The 18,939-nt window shown below is 57.5% G+C and carries 14 protein-coding genes; 9 read left to right on the top strand and 5 right to left on the bottom strand.

The genetic code is table 11. From position 1 onward, the window contains the following. The first annotated feature begins 339 nt into the window (after positions 1 to 339). A complete protein-coding gene (locus LRR79_RS09045; RefSeq protein WP_231756898.1) occupies positions 340 to 1,314 on the top strand; it encodes a sugar kinase in 975 nt (324 codons plus the stop codon). Positions 1,315 to 1,342: 28 nt separating this feature from the next. Further along, positions 1,343 to 3,739 carry an alkaline phosphatase D family protein gene (locus LRR79_RS09040; RefSeq protein ID WP_231756897.1) on the top strand — a complete coding sequence of 799 codons (2,397 nt, stop codon included), beginning with the start codon at positions 1,343 to 1,345 and terminating at the stop codon, positions 3,737 to 3,739. Positions 3,740 to 3,939: 200 nt separating this feature from the next. Here the strand turns inward: LRR79_RS09040 and LRR79_RS09035 are convergent, their stop codons facing one another. The 3 genes from LRR79_RS09035 to LRR79_RS09025 all read right to left on the bottom strand — a co-directional run bounded on the left by LRR79_RS09035 (position 3,940) and on the right by LRR79_RS09025 (position 9,134). Beyond that, complete coding sequence (locus LRR79_RS09035; protein ID WP_231756896.1) at positions 3,940 to 4,692, bottom strand: SapC family protein; 753 nt, start codon at positions 4,690 to 4,692, stop codon at positions 3,940 to 3,942. A gap of 14 nt (positions 4,693 to 4,706) precedes the next feature. Continuing rightward, positions 4,707 to 6,260, bottom strand: a complete 1,554-nt coding sequence (locus LRR79_RS09030) for a tryptophan halogenase family protein (protein ID WP_231756895.1) — start codon at positions 6,258 to 6,260, stop codon at positions 4,707 to 4,709. A 93-nt stretch (positions 6,261 to 6,353) separates the two neighbouring features. Then, positions 6,354 to 9,134, bottom strand: coding sequence for a TonB-dependent receptor (locus LRR79_RS09025; protein ID WP_231756894.1), 2,781 nt, complete (start codon positions 9,132 to 9,134; stop codon positions 6,354 to 6,356). Between the two features lie 262 nt (positions 9,135 to 9,396). Between LRR79_RS09025 and LRR79_RS09020 the strand changes: the two genes are divergently transcribed. From LRR79_RS09020 to fdxA, 3 genes are all read left to right on the top strand, one after another. Next, positions 9,397 to 11,187: a carbohydrate-binding protein gene (locus LRR79_RS09020; RefSeq protein WP_231756893.1), complete on the top strand. Its 1,791-nt coding sequence runs from the start codon at positions 9,397 to 9,399 to the stop codon at positions 11,185 to 11,187. Between the two features lie 214 nt (positions 11,188 to 11,401). Next, positions 11,402 to 14,056 carry a DNA mismatch repair protein MutS gene (gene mutS, locus LRR79_RS09015; RefSeq protein ID WP_231756892.1) on the top strand — a complete coding sequence of 885 codons (2,655 nt, stop codon included), beginning with the start codon at positions 11,402 to 11,404 and terminating at the stop codon, positions 14,054 to 14,056. Positions 14,057 to 14,198: 142 nt separating this feature from the next. Next, positions 14,199 to 14,522 (top strand): ferredoxin FdxA, encoded by a 324-nt coding sequence (fdxA, locus tag LRR79_RS09010; protein ID WP_043317038.1) that lies wholly within the window; start codon positions 14,199 to 14,201, stop codon positions 14,520 to 14,522. A gap of 84 nt (positions 14,523 to 14,606) precedes the next feature. Here fdxA and LRR79_RS09005 read toward each other — a convergent pair whose 3' ends face one another. Next, a complete protein-coding gene (locus tag LRR79_RS09005) occupies positions 14,607 to 15,143 on the bottom strand; it encodes a carboxymuconolactone decarboxylase family protein (protein WP_231756891.1) in 537 nt (178 codons plus the stop codon). A gap of 72 nt (positions 15,144 to 15,215) precedes the next feature. Between LRR79_RS09005 and dinB the strand changes: the two genes are divergently transcribed. From dinB to LRR79_RS08985, 4 genes are all read left to right on the top strand, one after another. Continuing rightward, positions 15,216 to 16,298 (top strand): DNA polymerase IV, encoded by a 1,083-nt coding sequence (gene dinB / locus LRR79_RS09000; protein WP_231756890.1) that lies wholly within the window; start codon positions 15,216 to 15,218, stop codon positions 16,296 to 16,298. Between the two features lie 177 nt (positions 16,299 to 16,475). Next, complete coding sequence (locus tag LRR79_RS08995; RefSeq protein WP_231756889.1) at positions 16,476 to 16,796, top strand: DUF6116 family protein; 321 nt, start codon at positions 16,476 to 16,478, stop codon at positions 16,794 to 16,796. A gap of 152 nt (positions 16,797 to 16,948) precedes the next feature. After that, entirely contained in the window at positions 16,949 to 17,656 is a 708-nt protein-coding gene (locus LRR79_RS08990; RefSeq protein ID WP_231756888.1) for an RNA polymerase sigma factor, read from the top strand. Further along, positions 17,653 to 18,123, top strand: coding sequence for a hypothetical protein (locus LRR79_RS08985; RefSeq protein ID WP_231756887.1), 471 nt, complete (start codon positions 17,653 to 17,655; stop codon positions 18,121 to 18,123). The genes LRR79_RS08990 and LRR79_RS08985 overlap by 4 nt, the downstream gene beginning before the upstream one ends. Before the next feature lie 21 nt (positions 18,124 to 18,144). Here LRR79_RS08985 and LRR79_RS08980 read toward each other — a convergent pair whose 3' ends face one another. After that, positions 18,145 to 18,939 (bottom strand): SDR family NAD(P)-dependent oxidoreductase, encoded by a 795-nt coding sequence (locus LRR79_RS08980; protein WP_231756886.1) that lies wholly within the window; start codon positions 18,937 to 18,939, stop codon positions 18,145 to 18,147.

The raw sequence follows: 18,939 nt of genomic DNA, 5'->3' as shown, positions 1-18,939 counted from the left end.
TCAATCATCCACCAACCCCGGAAACCATGTCAACTGTTGATTGTTAACAATCTAAATCCGTTGTTTAATGTTTGGTGAAGGGGGCGTCAGCCACTAGCTTGAGGCGATCCGAGCCTCAATATTTTAAGTTATTGTTTTATAAGCATTTTTTAATAAGCTACGCATTTGTTCGCAGCCCGTTGTTGACAATTTACAAGGTCGCCTTAGGGGAGTAAAGGTGCAATCCTCTCGCCCCAGGCCCTGACCACGCAAGCGGCGTGACTTAATTGCCATTACTTCATTTAGTGGCACGAATTGTCCCAGATGGCGCGTATAAGGCAACGTATAAAGGTGACTGCTATGACAGATCTGGTAATTCTGGGGGAGAGCATGGTGGAGTTCAGTCAGCAAGTGCCCGGAATCTTCCAGCAATCCTACGCTGGGGACGTGCACAGCGTGGCGGTGTACTTCAAGAGACTGGCCAGTCCCGGCGACCGGGTGCGCCTGATGACTGCGGTGGGGCACGATACTGCCAGCCACGGATTGCTGGCGGCTCTGGAGCAGGAATCCATCGATACCTCACTGGTGTTTCGCCACCCCACCCGCCAGTTGGGGCTGTATATGGTCAATACCGATAACCGGGGTGAGCGCAGCTTCAGCTACTGGCGATCGGACTCTGCGGCCCGGGAGGTGATGCCACTATTCCGCGAGGCCACCCAGGTGGCTGGGGATGGCGGTTACCTGCCCTGCGGCATCGCCCCGCGCCCGGACCTGTTTTTCTTCAGCGGTATCTCTCTGGCCGTGCTAACCCCCAATACCCGCCCCGCGTTCTGGGAACTTATCGAGCAACTGCACGGCGCCGGCACCCGCATTGTGTTTGACCCGAACTACCGCCCCAAGCTGTGGAGCTCGGTCAAAGAGACCAGAGCGGAGTACGCGCGCGCCTTTGAGTACGCGCACCTGGCATTGCCCGGCATCGAGGATCTGTCGGCTCTGTACGGAGTGAAGAGCTTTGACGGTGCCTGCGATTTCCTGGATGGCTTTGACATCGAAGAACTGGTGATCAAGGACGGCCCGAATGGGGTCTGCTACCGCGGGCCAACAGAACGTTTTGTGGAGCCGATTACGCCGGTTGCTCAGGTAGTGGACACCACCGCTGCCGGGGATTCATTTAATGGCTCCTATCTCGCCTACCGCAGCCAGGGCTTGAGCCCGCGCGACGCCATTGCACTTGCGGCCAAAGTGTCTGCGCTGGTGATTCAACACAAAGGAGCGCTGCTGAATGACGAAGTATTCCGCCGTTCAATAACAACACCTGTACTCAGCGAACAATAAATCCGATCGAAAAAACGGAAATCCGACCATGAAAAGAAGAAGCTTTCTCAAGCTCGGCTCCGGTGCCGCGCTGGCACCAGCCATTTCCCCTTCCCTCTCCGTTGCCATGGCGGCAGCGCGTCCGAAACTGGTGGAAACCGCACCGCTTGGGGCCTTGCCGGGCGGTACTCAACACTGGCTCGGCGGCCACTTCTGGGGCAATCGCCTGCAAGACTGGCAGTGCAGTGACGGGCGCCTGGAATGCCTACAAGGGGACAAAACCTTTGAGGTACGCACCGCTGCCCTGCTGACACGGGAATTGAATAACACCCACAAACCCGGCCGTATCCGCGCCCGCGTGGGTCTGCTTACGCCGGATGCCAATGGGTTTTGCGGATTTCTGCTGGGCGTCGGCGCCGGCAAGCTGGAATACCGGGGGGCGGCACTGGCACAACGTGCCGGCGGTACCAACGGCGGTTTTATGGCGGTGCTGGATGAAAGCGGCAATCTCGGCTTTCGGGATTTTTCCGACCAAGACAACAGCATGGGCTTTACCCGGCTGGAGCGGGAAGGCAGCGTGAGCATCGCGGAAGTCGGCCAGCGGGAGATTCTTCTGGACTGCCATATCGACCCGGTGACCGATGGCCGGTTTGATGTGCGACTGGTAGCGAGCGACGCAAAGAGTGGCGAGGAGTTCGGCTTTGCGGTGCGCACCGAGGTTCCGGCAGCGCAACTGACCGGCGGCATTATGCTGGTTTCCTCACCGCCCGCGAATGCCGCCGGTGCACGCTGGTGGTTTGCGGATATTGAGACCGGGGGCGAAAAGATTGCAGCATACTCCGAGCGCATATTAGGCCCGGTCATGGGCTGTATGCACAGCCTAAATTGCAACGGTGACCAGCCGGTGATGAAGCTTTCCACCCAGTTTATGCCGATTGATCTCGCAGGGAATTCGAGGGCAATCCTGGAGTATCGAGCGGTTGGCACTAAACAGTGGCAATTGGGCGCCGAGCGCCCCATCGAGGACGGCTATGTTGCGGCCTTCCGTATCGCCGGGTGGGATGCGAGCAAAGACCACGAATATCGCGTGCGATTTGCCAATGACGAAGCGGCGCTCTACTCCGGCACCATCGCCCGCGATCCAGGCCAGTCCCGCCCGCTTAAAATCGCGCTCTATTCCTGCATTATTCCCACGGCTAAAAGCCTGGATGAAACGGTGTACAAAAGGCATATCCCGGAAGAACGACTTCTCGGGCGCTACACCGAGGACAGTATTTTCTTCCCTCACAACACCCTGGTTTCCAACTGCGACAGTCATCAACCGGACCTGTACGTGTTTGCCGGGGACCAGTACTACGAGACGTTCCCCACCCGTTACGGCCGTGATACCCCCCAGGCGAAACTGGACACCCTATACCGCTGGTACCTGTGGTACTGGACCTTCCGCGAATCCGTGCGCAACCGCCCTTCCATTGTGCTGGTGGATGACCACGACGTTCTGCAGGGCAACCTGTGGGGCAACAAGGGCGATGCAACCGGTGGCCCGCGGGAAGAAGACGGTGGCTTCAAACACGATATCGAGCTGGTGAAAATGGTGTACCGCATTCAAAGCAGCCACACGCCGGATGCCTACGACCCCACCCCAATCCGCCACGGCATCCCGGTTACTTACGCACACTTTGTTTACGGCGGCACCAGTTTTGCGATGGTGGAGGACCGCAAGTTCAAATCCGCTCCAGACTATGAGGCAGACCGATTGACGGTTACCGGCGAGTTGCTTGGGCAGCGGCAAGAGCAGTTCCTGCGGGACTGGGCGAAGATGGATCCGGGCCTGCCGAAAATCTGTCTGACGGCCTCTATCTGGGGTTCACCGCAAACGGATGAGGAAGGCAAGGGGTTGATTGACTACGACGCGAACTGCTATCCCCCCGATGGGCGTACCCGTGCGGTGAAGCTGGTGGAGGATGCGAAGGCGCTGGTGCTTGCGGGGGACCAGCACCTCGGATTGGTGGCGCGGCAGTACAGTGGTGCCTTCCCTGTGGGTGATGAGAACGCGGGGGCACTGTTTTTCTCCGGGCCTGCTTCGGCGGCGTTCTGGCAGCGCTGGTTTGAGGGTTTTGGACAGCTGGAAGGCCGCTACGGTGATGATCCCAATACTGGGAATTTTACCGATCCGTTTGGCAATAATATGCGCGTCCTGGCGGCGGCGAATCCGAAGATTACCCACGCGGAGTTCAGCGATGACAATACGACCTGGGGTAAGTTTGTGTCTGATCGCAATCTGAAAAGTGAGGGATACGGGATTGTGGTGGTGGATCACGCGGAGGGGCGATACCGGCTGGAGTGTTGGCCGTGGGATGCAGATCCAGCGCGGGACCGACAGTTCGCCGGATGGCCGCAGGTGCATCCGATTGAGTCCTCGGCCAGTCCCGATTCCACCGGATAATTCGTTCTTTCTTATCCCGGTGGCGGCGCCGCTACCGGGTACAGCCTCGCAAGACACGAGCTAGGCGCCCCCCCTTAACCCAGCCCAGCCGCTTCAACGCGGCGCCTCCGGCCCATGGGGGCTCTTCTAAAACGTCCCTGTTTTAGAAGGTCTTGCGAGGCTGTACCCGGTATCGCCGCCTTCGCATTAAGCTTTCGAAACTATCCCAATTTATTTTTTAGAACAATCAGCTTCCGCACCTGCCCCATAGAAGCCCCCAACCAGTACGCCGCCTGTAAATATCCGTGTTGATGAAAATACACAAGCTTATCCGCTTCTAGCTTCTGCAGTTTTTCTTCATTGACCGTATAGAGGCCTTCGTAGCGTTTCTGTTCGCCACTGGCGAACTGTGCGTTAATGTGGGCGGGTTCGATCAGGTCGTTGTCGGCCAGGATTTTGAGAAATGCGGTGGTGGATTCCATACCCGCCATCAATTGCCCCATCAGGTCGCTGACCTGCTGCATAAATGGGGTGTTGTTGCCTTCGTCGTCAAACAGGCGCTCGCCCTCTGCTCCGTTTTCGTGAATCCGTTTACTGCTCAGGTCCACGGTAATGACCGCGCCTTTATCCTCGCCGGCGCCGGCCTGTGGATTTTTGTAGCCGACCATAAAGGGCTGGCGGCGAATGTGCATGGGGATGTATTGGGCGTCCCAGTTTTCACCATTCAGGTAGAGGTTTTCTCCCGGTTCGAAACCCAGCAATGCGCACAGGGAGAACTGGCCGTTGCTGGGGTCTTTGGTGATGCAGACCGGGTATTCGAGCACTAGGTTGCGCAGTTCGTTGGCCACTACTGGCACCAGGTGGGTGGCTTCGCCGTATTCGGCGCCGCGCTTGGTAACGACGGTGAGGTTGCGGTGGCTTTCGTTGTTGAGGGCAACCACGTCGCTATTTTGTGGGTTTGCTTGGGCGCTCATGGGTTTTCTCTCCTTCAGATTCTTTGCAGGCCGTGCTGGCAGATTTTGTTGATCAGATCCCGGTGATTATCCAGGCCGGCGAGCATCTGCTGTGTGGCATTCTGTTTTTGCTGTAGCAACTGCTGTGCTTGCTCCCGATACTGTTCCGACAGGCCGAAGGCATTGGGTTCTGTCTCGAATCCCATGCCGTAAAGCACATACTGGTAGCTGGCTGCGGGGAAGACTTCCACCGCGCGGTCGAAGTCATCGTGCCACGGGGGCTGGTACCGCCACAAGGTAAGTAGCTCTTTCAAACTGTCTGGGATAGTCTCGGGGTCGCAATTGTCGAGCCAGAAATGGCTATCCGTGCGCTTGGTAAGTACATAGTGCAACTTGAGGAAGTCGATAATGCGGTCCCAGCGGTACAGGAAGGTATCGTTAAAACGCCGTGCCACGATATCCATTGCTGCGCGACTCGCCGGGAATTGTTCGGCAATCATATTTGCCGAGATTTCCATAAGCACCAGTGCCGAAGCTTCCAGCGGCTCCAGGAAGCCAGCAGAGAGACCGATTGCGACACAGTTGCGGTGCCAGAACTTTTCCCGGTGGCCGGGCACGATGGGGATTTTGCGTACCCCCAAGCGATCCAACTCCACCTCACTCAGGTTCAGGTAGGCGGCGAGCTCGCGGTAGGCTCCGGTTTCGTCGGTATGCGCACTGGAAAATACATGCCCTACTCCGCGGCGATTCTGCAGGCCGATATCCCACAGCCAACCGGCGCTCTGGGCAGTGGAGATGGTGTGGGTGGCAATGGGACTGTCTTCGTTCTCGTACGGGATCTGAACGGCCAGAGCGTTGTCGATAAACAGCACGTCTTTGCAGGAGCGGAACGGCACACCGTAATGATCACCCAGTAAGCGCGAGCGGAAGCCGCTGCAGTCGATAAACAGGTCACCTTCAATATCGCCCGCAGTCTCTGTCTGCAGGGACTCAAGATCGCCGCTCTCCAACTCGGTAACGCCGGTAACATCCGCCAGGATATGGCGCACATGCAGATGTTCCGTGCAGTGTTTTTGCAGGAAACCGGAAAACTTGCCCGCATCCAGGTGGTAGGCGTAGTTGGCAACGGCGGCGTATTCCGGGGTGCCGATGTGTTTGGGCGCCCGGTTGTGCTGACAGAGGGCCTCCTGGGGGCACACCATGTCGGAGAAAGATTGGTTCCGGTCGCCACTCAACCACTGGGGAGCGAGATTGAACTGATTGAAGTTCTCCGGCAGTACCAGCGGGTGGTAGTAAAAATCGTCCTCGGTACCCGTGGTCCAGCGTGCAAATTTGGCACCCTGTTTGAAGCCCACATTGCACTCGCGGATAAAGTCGGTTTCGCGGATACCCATTTTCCTAAGGGTTGTACGCATGGTGGGCCAGGTGCCTTCGCCGACACCGATGGTTGGTACATTTGGCGATTCCACAAGGGTGACGCGAACCGGATTGGCATGGTCTCTGTTAAAGCGTGCAGCGAGAGTGCCCGCAGTAATCCAGCCTGCGGTGCCACCACCGAGAATAACGACGGATTTTATTGGATCAGTCATTTCTGACCTCTGGTTTTTATACGGTGAAAACAAAGAGGGCCGCCACGAATGTGGCAGCCCTCCCTGGTACTACATGAACAATCCAGCGCTCTCTTAAAACTTGGCGCGTACGCCGATGTTGTAGCGAGCTCCATACTGTTGGGCGCTGACCAGCTGATTGGCGAACCGACCGTGACGACGGATGGTTTCTTCAGTAATGTTCAGTCCCTCCACAAACACGGAGATATCCTCAGTCACATCGTAACTGGCGTTCAGGTCCCACTGACCGTAGGCTTCATTGAACACAGGCTGCCCACCAATCTCGGATTGACGGGTAGCCAGCAGGAAATCATCGCGCCAGTTGTACGCCAAACGCGCCTGGAATGCATCTTTCTCGTAGAAGCCGATCAGGTTGGCGGAGTCGCTCATGCCGGTCAGGGCAAACACATTTTCATTGTCGTAAACGTCATATTCGACATCACCATCGACAACGGTTGCGTTAAAGATTGCACCAAATCCGGTTTCACCAAACATATGCTGGACGGCCAGCTCCCAGCCATAAACCTCAGCATCCTCCAGGTTCCCGGGGGTGGCCACATTCCAGGTCACCACCGGATCACTCGCATTGCCGAGACAAGCCGGGTTTGAACCACTGGCGTCAGGGCAGCCCGGACGTGGGTTGACACTTGGATCTGTGATCGGATTACCGTTGACGTCGGTGATCACACGGTCTTCAAACGTTGCGCCGATAAAGTTCTCAACGTATTTCTTGAAGTAACCCAAAGATGCATAGCTACCCTCGTCGTAGTAGTACTCTATCGACAGATCAAAGTTATCCGAGGTAATGGGCAATAGACCCGGATTGCCCTGAGAGGCGTTAAATGGGCCGCCGGGGCGAGAGACATTCAGGGACGTGGACGGGAACATCGCAGAGATGTCCGCGCGGCTCAAGGTGCGACTGTAAGAAGCGCGGGCGACAAGCTCCTCACTCAACTCAACACTCGCATCCAGATTCGGGAGAAAGCGAGTGTAGTTCCCTTCCAGAGTATCAGCGCTTGGCGTGTCATCATTGACCTCGCGCAGCTCTTCATCGTGCCAGTAGCTAAGACCGAGAATACCATTCTGGATTGAAGTACCGACCACTTCTGTATCTTCAAATCGCAACCCGGTACTCAGGCGAACAGGGTACCCGTTAAATTCAGTTTCGAAATCAGCCGTAACAAAGGCCGCCAGGGTTTCCTCCTCCACCTTGTTGAAGGTTGGCGTTGCCTCGAAGTACTGACCGCTGGCTTTAACTGCCTCGATAAAGTCAGATGCCTCATAGTCAGCCAGTAGCGGAAAAAGGCCCGCATTGCTGCCAATTTGATCGCCAAAGTCACTCAGCTGTTCGAAGTCGATACCGAGAGATGCCAAGTCGCCCAGATCTACAAAGGCGAAAGACTGGCTATCGTAGGAGTCCACCTTGTAATCCGTACTGGCAAGACCAAATTTGATGGCTTTGAGAGCCCCGTCGTCCAGGTTCTCCCAAGTACCATCCAGTTGGAACTGTTGAATCTGGTTTTCGATTTCCAGCCCCCGCTCCTGAAACAGGTCGGATACGATATTTTCTGGAGCGAATGCACCACCAGCGAGAGCAGAATCATCGAAGCTGATACCTGGCAAACCGCTACCGCTGGAAAAGTCCGCAGTAATATCCACCAACTTACCCGGGTTTCTGGTATTCGCGATGGTCTCTGCGGGAATCCCACCCGGCTGGGAGTGGGAAGTAGAATCGTGCACGTCCAGGCCGAAGCTCAAGGATTCTGTTGCGTCCCATTCGACATTCAGACCGACAGAGTCGTTTTCGGTTACAAACTGATAATTCCACGCCCAGAAATTGAGCTCGTCGTTCTGAACACTTGGGTTGATTACAGTACCGTTGCTGTCCGCTACGCCGGTGGAGCTGTCAAACCAGACACTGGTCCGGTTCATGGAAATATCTTCGTCGTAGCGGGATGCGGTGTAATCCAGGGTCGCCGTCACGTTGTCTACCGGCGCAAACTGCACAACCAGCTGCGCATTTTGGCGTTCGCGCTGGTGGTCAGCCACGTCTACGTCAAAGGTCCAGGGGGCCCAGTAAGTGGCTTCCGGGTTTTTACTGCGATCAATGGCCGAAGTGTCGGCCGCACCGTAGTTGGGAACCCAGGCCTGAGTGCTCACCGATTCGCTGCGGCTATCGCGCACCGCGTGGGAAACGGCTACCAGCACACCAAGTTTATCTTCGAAAAAGGTGCTGCTCACCATACTGGCGATTTCCGGAGTGACGGTATCACCTTTTTCGACACTGGTATCCATGACACCTTTCACGCTGGCGCTGGCGACAAACCCGTCGTAATCGAATGGCCGGGCGGTCTTGATATTGATGGTGGAGCCGATACCACCGGAGTAAATTTCCGCCTTACCGGTTTTAAATACCTCTACGCCACTGACACTTTCCGCAGAAATTTCCGCGAATTTGAAACTGCGGTTAATACCTTCAGACTGCAGCGCCGATGAATTCGGCATCTGCCGCCCATTCAGGGTTACCAGGTTAAAGTTGGGACCAAAGCCGCGCACAGTAACCTTGTTACCTTCGTTGTTGCTGCGGTCAATGGATACGCCGGTAATCCGCTGCAGGGATTCTGCGAGGTTGGTATCCGGGAATTTACCGATGTCTTCCGCTGAAATCGCGTCTACCACGCCGGCGGAATCTCGCTTGATGTCCATGGCATTGGTAAGGGACTGGCGAATGCCGGTCACGGTAATTTCTTCCAGCGCACTGGTACCGGCTTCCTGGGCGTATGCACCCGCAGAAGCGGCGGAAATCACGGCAGCCGACAAGGCGCTCAGGGTGAAGCGCTTGTTATAGATAGGCATGGATGCTCTCTCTCCATCTGGAGGCTCGAAGCTCAGACCTCACACCTGCCGCCAGGTGACCGAGTATCGAGCGCTTATTCGTTATTGAGTTGAACTTTCCTGTGCAGTGTGCGAGCGGAGATGAAAGCCCCGCCTATCGCAGACTGCGATGGCCATCCTGTGCGCCACCTCACACAATGTCAATAGTTAATTGTTAACAAAGATGAGTGGTTGCGTTAAGGTGAGCTGGAATAACGATAAAAAACCCCAAGGAGATAAAGTGATGAACCGTCTAACTATCACCCTGCTCGCATCCATGCTGGGCGGGACAGCGACCGCTGCGGACTGGGACGGCATCCCGGTGCCGGCAGACCCGGGCGCAGGCAAGGTCTGGGAGCTGCACCCCCTTTCCGACGACTTCAATTACGAGGCCCCGGCAGCGGGCAAAAGCGCGGCGTTTTACGAACGTTGGAAAGAGGGCTTTATCAACCCTTGGACCGGGCCGGGCCTGACCGAATGGCACCCGGAGTACTCACTGGTCAGCAATGGCCGCCTGCAGATCAAATCCGGCCGCAAACCGGGTACCAATCAGGTATATCTCGGCAGTATTACTTCCAAAACCACCCTCACCTATCCGCTGTATATGGAAGCGCGAGCCAAACTGAGCAACATGGTGCTGGCCTCCGACTTCTGGCTGTTGAGCGCGGATTCCACCGAAGAAATCGACGTGATCGAGGCCTACGGCAGTGACCGCCCGGGGCAGGAATGGTTTGCCGAACGCCTGCACCTTTCGCACCACGTGTTTATCCGCGAGCCATTCCAGGATTACCAGCCGACCGATCCCGGTACCTGGTACGCCGATGGCAACGGCACCCGTTGGGCAGATGGCTATCATCGTGTCGGGGTTTACTGGCGTGATCCCTGGCATCTGGAATACTACGTAGATGGGCAGCTGGTACGCACCGCATCTGGGCCCGACATTATCGACCCCAACGGCTTTACCAGTGGCACCGGTCTGAGCAAACCGATGCATGCCATTATCAATATGGAAGATCAGAACTGGCGCTCGGACAACGGTATCACCCCCACGGATGCCGAGCTGGCGGACCCGAATCGCAATACCTACAACGTGGACTGGGTGCGTTTCTATAAGCCTGTGGCAACCGGTGGCGGCTCCGGCAGCGGTGGCAGCAGCTCCGGAGGTAGTTCAGGTGGAAGTTCCGGTGGCAGCACCGAAGGCGACGTGACCACCGTCGAGCTGGGAGACTTCTACAGCACAGGCAAAGACGGGGCGAGCGTGTCCGGCGATACGGTGCCTGGCTTCAACCGCAATGGCAGTAATATCAACTACAACACCAGCGGCGACTGGGGCGATTACACCGTCACCCTGCCGGAAGCTGGCGATTACCGGGTAGAGCTGATTACCGCCTCGCCCTCAGCCGGGGAACTGGGAGCCGAATTGCAGTTTAACGGCAGCACACTCGTCACCACAATCGGCAACACCGGCGGCTGGGAGTCGTACCAGACCTTCCAGTTTGCGCAGACCGTATCGGTCAGTGCTGCCGGTGATTATGGCTTCCGGGTGAAAAGTATCGGTACCAGTACCTGGCAGTGGAATGGCGATGCCATCCGCTTTGTAAAGCTGTCCTCCCAGCGGCCGGCCGAATCCATCACACTAGAGTTGTCAGACTTCGTCACCACCGGCAAAGTCGGTTCAGCGGTAGCGGGCGATTCCGTGGTGGGCTTCAATCCCAATGGCAGTAACATCAATTACAACACCAGCGGTGATTGGGCGGAGTACCAGCTGGATGTAGCCACTAGCGGTAATTACGGGCTTACCCTTGCGGCAGCAACTCCGATGTCTGGAGATATCAACGCCCAGGTTTCCATCGATGGCCAAAATGTGGGCTCTATCGCCATCAGCAATACCGGCGACTGGGAAAGCTACGTGAACTTCACCCTTCCCTCCTCGATTGCCCTGCCCCCGGGCACCCATACCTTGCGTGTACAGAGCACTGGCAACAGCGCCTGGCAATGGAATGGTGACAAGGTTGTCCTGACACCGGTCAATTGATCGCACATAGCGATAACCTATGGGAAAAGCTACCGACACCCATCGGTGGCTTTTTCTCATGGGCCCCCTGAGTTCCCCCCCCCCCGCCTCCAACCCGATAGTCTCAGCAGTGGCGCTTTGGTATCCTTAGCGGCTTGCTCGAGGCACCCTGCAACGGGGTGAATCACGCTTACCCCCATAGATAACCCAATGATTTAACAAGAATTTTTCACAAATGCCCGCAACTGCCGCGAAAACCGCCAAGCCCGAACACACGCCGATGATGGTCCAGTACCTGAAGATCAAGGCTGAGCACCCCCAGGAGCTGGTGTTTTACCGGATGGGCGATTTCTACGAGCTGTTTTACGACGATGCCAAACGCGCGGCGGAGCTGCTGGATGTGACCCTGACCGCCCGCGGCAAGTCCGGTGGTCAGCCGATTCCCATGGCGGGTATTCCCTACCACGCGGCGGAGGGCTATCTGGCGAGGCTGATCAAGGCCGGGGTGTCCGTCGCCATCGCCGAACAGATCGGTGACCCGGCCACCTCCAAGGGGCCGGTGGAGCGCAAGGTGGTGCGTATCGTCACCCCGGGCACGGTGACCGATGAGGCCCTGCTGAACGAACGCCGGGACAATCTGCTGGCAGCCACCGTCCTCGTCGGCGAGAAATTCGGCCTGGCACTGCTGGATGTGGGCACCGGCCATTTCGCCGTACAGGAAGTGGAAACCCTGGAAGACCTCGCCGAACAGGTGCAGCGCTACAGCCCCACTGAACTGCTGGTTTCCGAAGACCTTACCCTACCGGTAGAAATCGAGCGGCGCCCGGGCATGCGTCGCCGCGCCCCCTGGGAGTTCGATCTGGAAAGCGCCCTGCGCCTGCTCAATCGCCAGTTCGGCACCATGGACCTGGAGGCCTTTGGCTGCAGCCATATGCAGGCGGCACTCTGTGCCGCCGGTTGCCTGCTGCAGTACGCCCGCGATACCCAGCGCACCGAACTGCCCCATATCCGCACCCTGCGCACCGAACGCAGCGAAGACACTGTGGCCCTGGACCCCGCCAGCCGTCGCAACCTGGAAATCGATACCAATCTCAACGGCGGCGACGACAACACCCTGCTATCCGTCTTCGACGCCTGTAAAACCGCCATGGGCAGCCGGCTGCTGCGCCGCTGGTTGAACAATCCCCTGCGCAATCTACATACCCTGCAACAGCGCCAGCAGGCAATCACCGCGCTGATCGAGGACTACCGCTTTGAGCCATTGCGGGAAGCCCTGAAACCCATCGGCGATATGGAGCGCATCCTTGGCCGCCTAGCCCTGCGCTCCGCGCGCCCGCGGGACCTGTCCCGCCTGGGCATGTCCCTGTCCCAGTTCCCGGAACTGCAACGCCAATTGTCCGAGACCGATGCCCCACTGCTCGCGCAGCTCAGCACAGAGATAGGTGAGTGGCCACAAACCGTCGAGCTGTTACAGCGCGCGGTGGTGGAAAACCCACCGGTAGTGCTGCGCGATGGCGGCGTGATTGCCGAAGGCTTCGACGAGGAGCTGGACGAGCTGCGCGGTATCAGCGAAAACGCCGGCGACTATTTGGTACAGCTGGAAGTGCGCGAGAAAGAGCGCACCGGCATCCCCACCCTGAAGGTGGGCTACAACCGGGTGCACGGCTACTTTATCGAGATCAGCCGCGGCCAGAGCGACAAGGCACCGGCGGACTATATCCGCCGCCAGACCCTGAAAAACGCCGAGCGTTTCATCACCCCGGAGCTGAAAGAGTTTGAAGACAAGGCGCTGTCTGCCAAGAGCCGCGCCCTGGCCCGGGAGAAGTTCCTGTATGAAGAACTACTCACTACCCTGAACGAATCCCTTGCGGAATTGCAGACCGCCGCTGCGGCGGTGTCGCAACTGGACGTACTGGCCAATATGGCCGAGCGCGCCGACCAGTTACGCCTGATCCAGCCAGAGCTGAGTGAGGCCCTCGGCATTCACGTGGAAGGCGGCCGCCACCCGGTAGTGGAACAGGTGCTGGACGATCCGTTTGTGGCCAACGATATCGAGCTGCACGAGAGCCGCCGCATGCTGGTGATTACCGGCCCGAACATGGGCGGTAAATCGACGTACATGCGGCAGACCGCGCTGATCGCCCTGCTCGCCCACTGCGGCAGCTTTGTACCCGCCGACAGCGCCCGAATCGGCCTGCTGGACCGTATCTTTACCCGCATCGGCAGCGCCGACGATCTCGCCGGTGGTCGCTCCACCTTTATGGTGGAGATGACCGAGACCGCCAATATCCTGCGCAACGCCAGTGAACACAGTCTGATTCTGATGGACGAGATCGGCCGCGGCACCAGCACCTACGACGGTCTCTCTCTGGCCTGGGCCTGCGCCCACTTCCTCGCCGACAAGGTGCGCGCCTTTACCCTGTTTGCCACCCACTATTTCGAGCTGACCGAACTGCCCCAGCAATGCCCGGATGCGGCCAACATCCACCTGAATGCCACCGAGCACGGGGACTCCATCGTATTCCTGCACCGCATCCAGGAAGGACCGGCATCCAAGAGTTACGGTCTGCAGGTCGCCAAGCTCGCCGGGATTCCCCAGGAAGTTCTGGAAGAAGCCAAGGCCCGGCTGGCCGCCCTGGAAGCGGGGCACACCACCCGCGACTCGGGTCCGGGTGCGCCGCAACCGCAGGCAATGAACCCGCCCCCGGAACCGGTGCCCGCCCCGACTCCAGCCCCGGCAGCACCGCCCAAGCCCGCCGCGCCGGCACAGGTAGACCTGTTTGGCAGCGTCCCGCACCCGGCAGTAGAGGCCCTGGAAGGGCTGGACCCGGACGACCTGACCCCGCGCCAGGCCCTGGAACAGCTCTACGCCCTGCGCAAACTGTTATAAGCACCCAACCAATTCGACTCAAAAGCCACTACAATTCGCGCCAGTTATTGCTAAAATCCGCAGCTTTCAAGAATAAGGTCCGGTTCCGGCACGCGGAGCCGACCGGGCAGCGGCGACGCATCAGCATTATCGAGGGACAAGCATGACATTCGTAATTGGGGAAAACTGCATCAAGTGCAAATACACCGACTGTGTGGAAGTTTGCCCGGTAGACTGCTTCTACGAAGGCCCCAACTTCCTGGTGATCCACCCGGACGAATGTATTGACTGCGCCCTGTGTGAGCCCGAGTGCCCGGCCAATGCCATCTTCTCCGAAGACGAAGTGCCGGACGATCAGCAGGAATACATCGAGCTGAATGCGGAACTGTCGGAAGTCTGGCCAAACATCACCGAGAAGAAAGATCCACTGCCGGATGCGGAAGAGTGGGATGGGAAGACCGGGAAATTACAGTACCTGGAGCGCTAAGCACCGCTAAAATCGCAACAAAAAGCCGTCTTTCGAGACGGCTTTTTTATTGACTGGCCACGGTCGGAGAGAAAGCCCGCGCTCTCAATCTGGCGAAATGTCTAAAAACGCAGCCGCATGACTTAGCTCCGCGGCTAACCCACCAACCGCCAGCGCCTCCAGAATTTCTGCATCACTGGCACCCGCCTCCCGGGCAGCCTCGAGTACCCGATCACCGTGATCGTGAGGGCTGTTGTTTCCGTGGCGCGCCACCTCCAGCAGCGCGTGTTCTTTCTGGTCGTAGTGGGCATGGTCCGGATCGGTACGGATGCGCAACACTTCGTCGGGCGCAACCCCCAGTTTTTGCAACAGGGCACTGTGCTGGGAAATGCCGTAATCGCTATGTTCGTCCGACGCGATCATCAGGGCAATCCCTTCCTTGAGCTTTGGAGACAGGTGGCCCGTCAACATGACGTGCTGATAGCGCTCCCACAGCTGTGCCAGGATGGTCGGATTGTTGGCGTAGGCACGGAACAGGTTGGGCACAGAGCCCAATTGGGTACGCACATCGTCCAGCACCGCTGTCACCTGCGTTTCATTCGGTATACCGGTCGTGCTATTGACCAAAGGCATATTGCTCATATCCACCTCTCTTCTCGCCAGGCCGGCTCAGAATCTGGTTGGCTGCGCCCGAATACTGGATATAATCCCAGCATGCGCAAAATCATCCACTGCGACTGCGATTGCTTCTACGCCTCGGTAGAGATGCGGGACGACCCCAATTTACGCGGGCGCCCCATTGCCGTGGGCGGAGCCAGTGATCGCAGGGGCGTAATCTCCACCTGTAACTACGAGGCACGCAGTTTTGGCGTACGCTCGGCGATGCCGACTGCACACGCCAAGAAGCTGTGCCCTGATCTGATTGTAGTGCCGGGCAACATGAAAAAATATCGGGAAGTGAGCGCGCAGATTCGGGCGATCTTTCTATCTTATACGGACTTTATAGAACCACTCTCTCTGGATGAGGCATACCTCGATGTTTCAGAGAGTAATCACTGCAATGGCAGTGCAACTTTGATCGCCAGAGAAATTCGCGCAAGAGTGCACAAAGACCTGGGGATTACGATTTCTGCAGGTGTCGCGCCGAACAAATTCCTCGCCAAAATCGCCAGTGACTGGCAGAAACCGGACGGACTTACGGTGATACACCCCAACGCGGTAGAAGACTTTGTTTTGCGGCTTCCGATCCACAAGATCCACGGTGTCGGGCGTGTAACCGCAGAAAAGATGCAACGGGAGGGAATCCGCACCTGCAGTGATTTACGGCGGTTCACCCTGGTGGAGATGGTGCAAAAATACGGCAAATTCGGTAATCGCCTGTACCACCTGTGTCGCGGTATCGATGACAGGGCTGTCAGCAGTGATGGATCCCGAAAAAGTGTCAGTGTGGAGTGTACATTCCGCTCAGACCTGGTTCAGCTGGAAGCCTGGCAGGAAGAGCTGGTGGGTTTGTACGGCCGTCTGCAGGAGCGGCTTGAAAAACTCGGCGACCGCTATGAGATTGCCGGCGCGATCGTGAAGGTGAAGTACGCAGACTTTACCCAATCGACCCACGAGCGAGCCAGCAAGGCAGGCCGCATCAGTGAATTCAAGCAGCTGTTACAACAGTGCTGGGAAAAGCGCAATGAGCCCATTCGTCTGCTTGGCGTAGGGATCAAACTCAAAGATTTACGCGCCGATTTAGGGCCAGAGCAGTTGCCGCTGCCCCTGCGCTACCGATCATCCCGCAACACCTGAAATTGCTCAATTTTCAGTCTACTGTTGCGCCGCATTACTGCGCGGGGTTTACATCACAGTGAGATTTTGACGCCAACCCTTGCGCTTTTTCATACACGGAACCTTTTGCCCGGATACCGGTCTAGCCGCCCCGCGCTATACTCCCAACACGGTCCTCAAAGCAGTTTTACACAGTTTATGAAGCGTGTACTTCCCAGCGCCTTTGTCGGTTGGTTTCTCAATTACGCGCGTAAACTCAAGCACCCGCAGTTATTCAAATGGATCTGCGCCCTGTTTCTGATCGACCTGATCATTCCCGATTTTCTTCCCTTTGTGGATGAGATCCTGCTGGGACTGGGAACGATCTTCCTTGCCTCCTGGCGCAAACGTCGCGATGAGCTCAGGGACCCACCGCAGCGTAATGAAAAAGTTGTAACAGGAACCGCAGAGAAGTCTCCCAGCCAGAAAAGCAGCGCAAATACGACGTCTGTAGAAAATTCAAAATACGGAAAACACTGAGTCAGAGGGTAGTATTCGCCGAATCGACACTGCGGCGGAATAAAGTTAACAGATAATTTACTGGTTCATTGATGTACTCCCGGAACGGAACCTTCGGGAGGTGTGCAACCGAGTAATTAACATTGGGAATTGGAGCCAAGGAGGCAAATCCCATGTTTGCGGAGAAGTTGTGCAGTCTCAGTGATGAAGACTTACTGCAGCAGTATCGCAGTACACGTAATCCAAAAGCTTTTCGTGAAATTTACCAACGCTACAGGGATCCACTGTTTCGCTACTGCGCGCAGATGAATCTGGAGCGCTGCAATCTGCTCATGGAAGAATTCTGGCTCACGCTGCTGCAGGAGCCGCCGAGCCTGCACGGCCAGCGTCTGAAGAACTGGCTCTATACCCGGCTGCATAAAGTGCTCAATACCGTTGATCCAAATGTGAAAGCAGATGGTGCAGCGGAATCGCCGTTACAGTCCGCTGTTGAGTCCTCTGATGTACTCAGTGCGGTACAGCAGTTGCCGCGCCGACAGCGGAATATTTTCCTGCTGTTTAATGAATGTAAGCTGTCCCTGGCCACCATTGCTGACATCGAGCGAATTTCTTTATCGGTGTGCCGGCAGGAGCTCGCACACGGGCGCCAATCGGTAGCCTTTAACCTCCACGGCAGTGTCCGTAAACCCTGGAAATCCAGTATCACACTCGCCAGAGAGGCGGCGGAAATGGAAGCGGCCGCGCAAGTAACGACCGAGCGTGCGGAAGCTCCCCGCAAGTCGCGAGCGCGCTTCCCATGGAGCCCCCGCAAATCTTCGGATGGCTCAGGTACAGGCAACCCCACCACGGCGAATTCTTCGGTTGAGGCAGCGCGAGCATGAGTAGTGATCACTGGGAAACATCGTATCGGCGCGCTGTCGAAGAACTTCGGGCCCCTGTCGCGCTGGATGACAAAATACTCGCAGGTATTCGCGGTGTAAAACCCCTGAAACCGCGATCACGCCGGCAAAGCGGCGGCCTGCTTTCCAAAGCCGCGTCCACCTGTAGTGCTCTGGCGATCGTGATCGTTCTGCTGCACCCGGCGCAGTATATCGGTGCGGCACCCGGTGGAGTTGCCCTCCCTGAGGGTGACCACACGACTCCCCGAGGACTGGAGCGCTACCGGGCAAAACCCGCTACCATCAAGGTCAATACCGACCCGTGGCACACGCTGCGAACGGAAGTGAACGCCGGCAGCTACATGCAGCTGTGTGCAGAGTGGCGGCGCCAGAAACATTCGGTAGCGAAGGCTAGCCTGCCTGACGACCTGGTCAGCAAAGCCCGGCAACATTGCCGCATCCTACCCTGATCCGGTCACCGCCATTGCAGGTCAAAAGGCAGACACTCCGCCATCCACAGCGAGTGTCTGCCCGGTTACATAGGTCAACGCCGGTGAGCACATCATCAACATCGCGCTGACGACTTCCTCAGGTTTCCCCAGCCGTTTCATCGGGCACCCTGCGGCGAAGACCGCGTGCACCTGCTCCAGAGTCAAACCTTCGGGGGCCTGCATTCCGGTAATCATGGGTGTCAGGGTAAAGAAGGGACATATGGCGTTTACACGCACGTTGTGCCGGGCGTACTCAACCGCCGCGGTACGCGTGAGCCCCACCACCGAATGCTTGGCTGCCGCATAGGGTGAAGCTTTCGGCGCACCACCAATTCCGGCCATGGAACTGACATTCAGGATCGCACCGCTTCCCTGACGCCGCATCCGCTTAAGCTGGTGTTTCATTCCAAAGAAGACCCCTTTCACATTGACCCGATGTTGCAGGTCGAAGGTTTCTTCGTCCACTTCTTCAAAGTACTGCAGTGGCGGCGCGATACCAGCATTATTGACCGCGATATCCAAGCCGCCGAAGCTTTCCTCAGCCAGTGCAACCATTGCGGCGCAATCAGCTTCCACCGACACATCGCAGGCAATCGCCCGCACTTCAGCGCCGAGCAGGGTCAGCTTTTCAACCACCGGCGCCAGACCGGCGTCATTGATATCCCCAAGCACCAGGCGCGCGCCACGCCGCCCCAGTTCTTCGGCCAACAATGCGCCGAAACCGCTGGCAGCGCCGGTTATAAGCGCCGCTTTCCCCGTGAAGTCCAGTATCGGGTCTCGTTGAATCGCCGCCAT

It is taken from the genome of Microbulbifer elongatus (genome assembly GCF_021165935.1).
GTDB lineage: Bacteria > Pseudomonadota > Gammaproteobacteria > Pseudomonadales > Cellvibrionaceae > Microbulbifer > Microbulbifer elongatus.
This window is presented reverse-complemented; position numbering and strand designations above follow the sequence as displayed.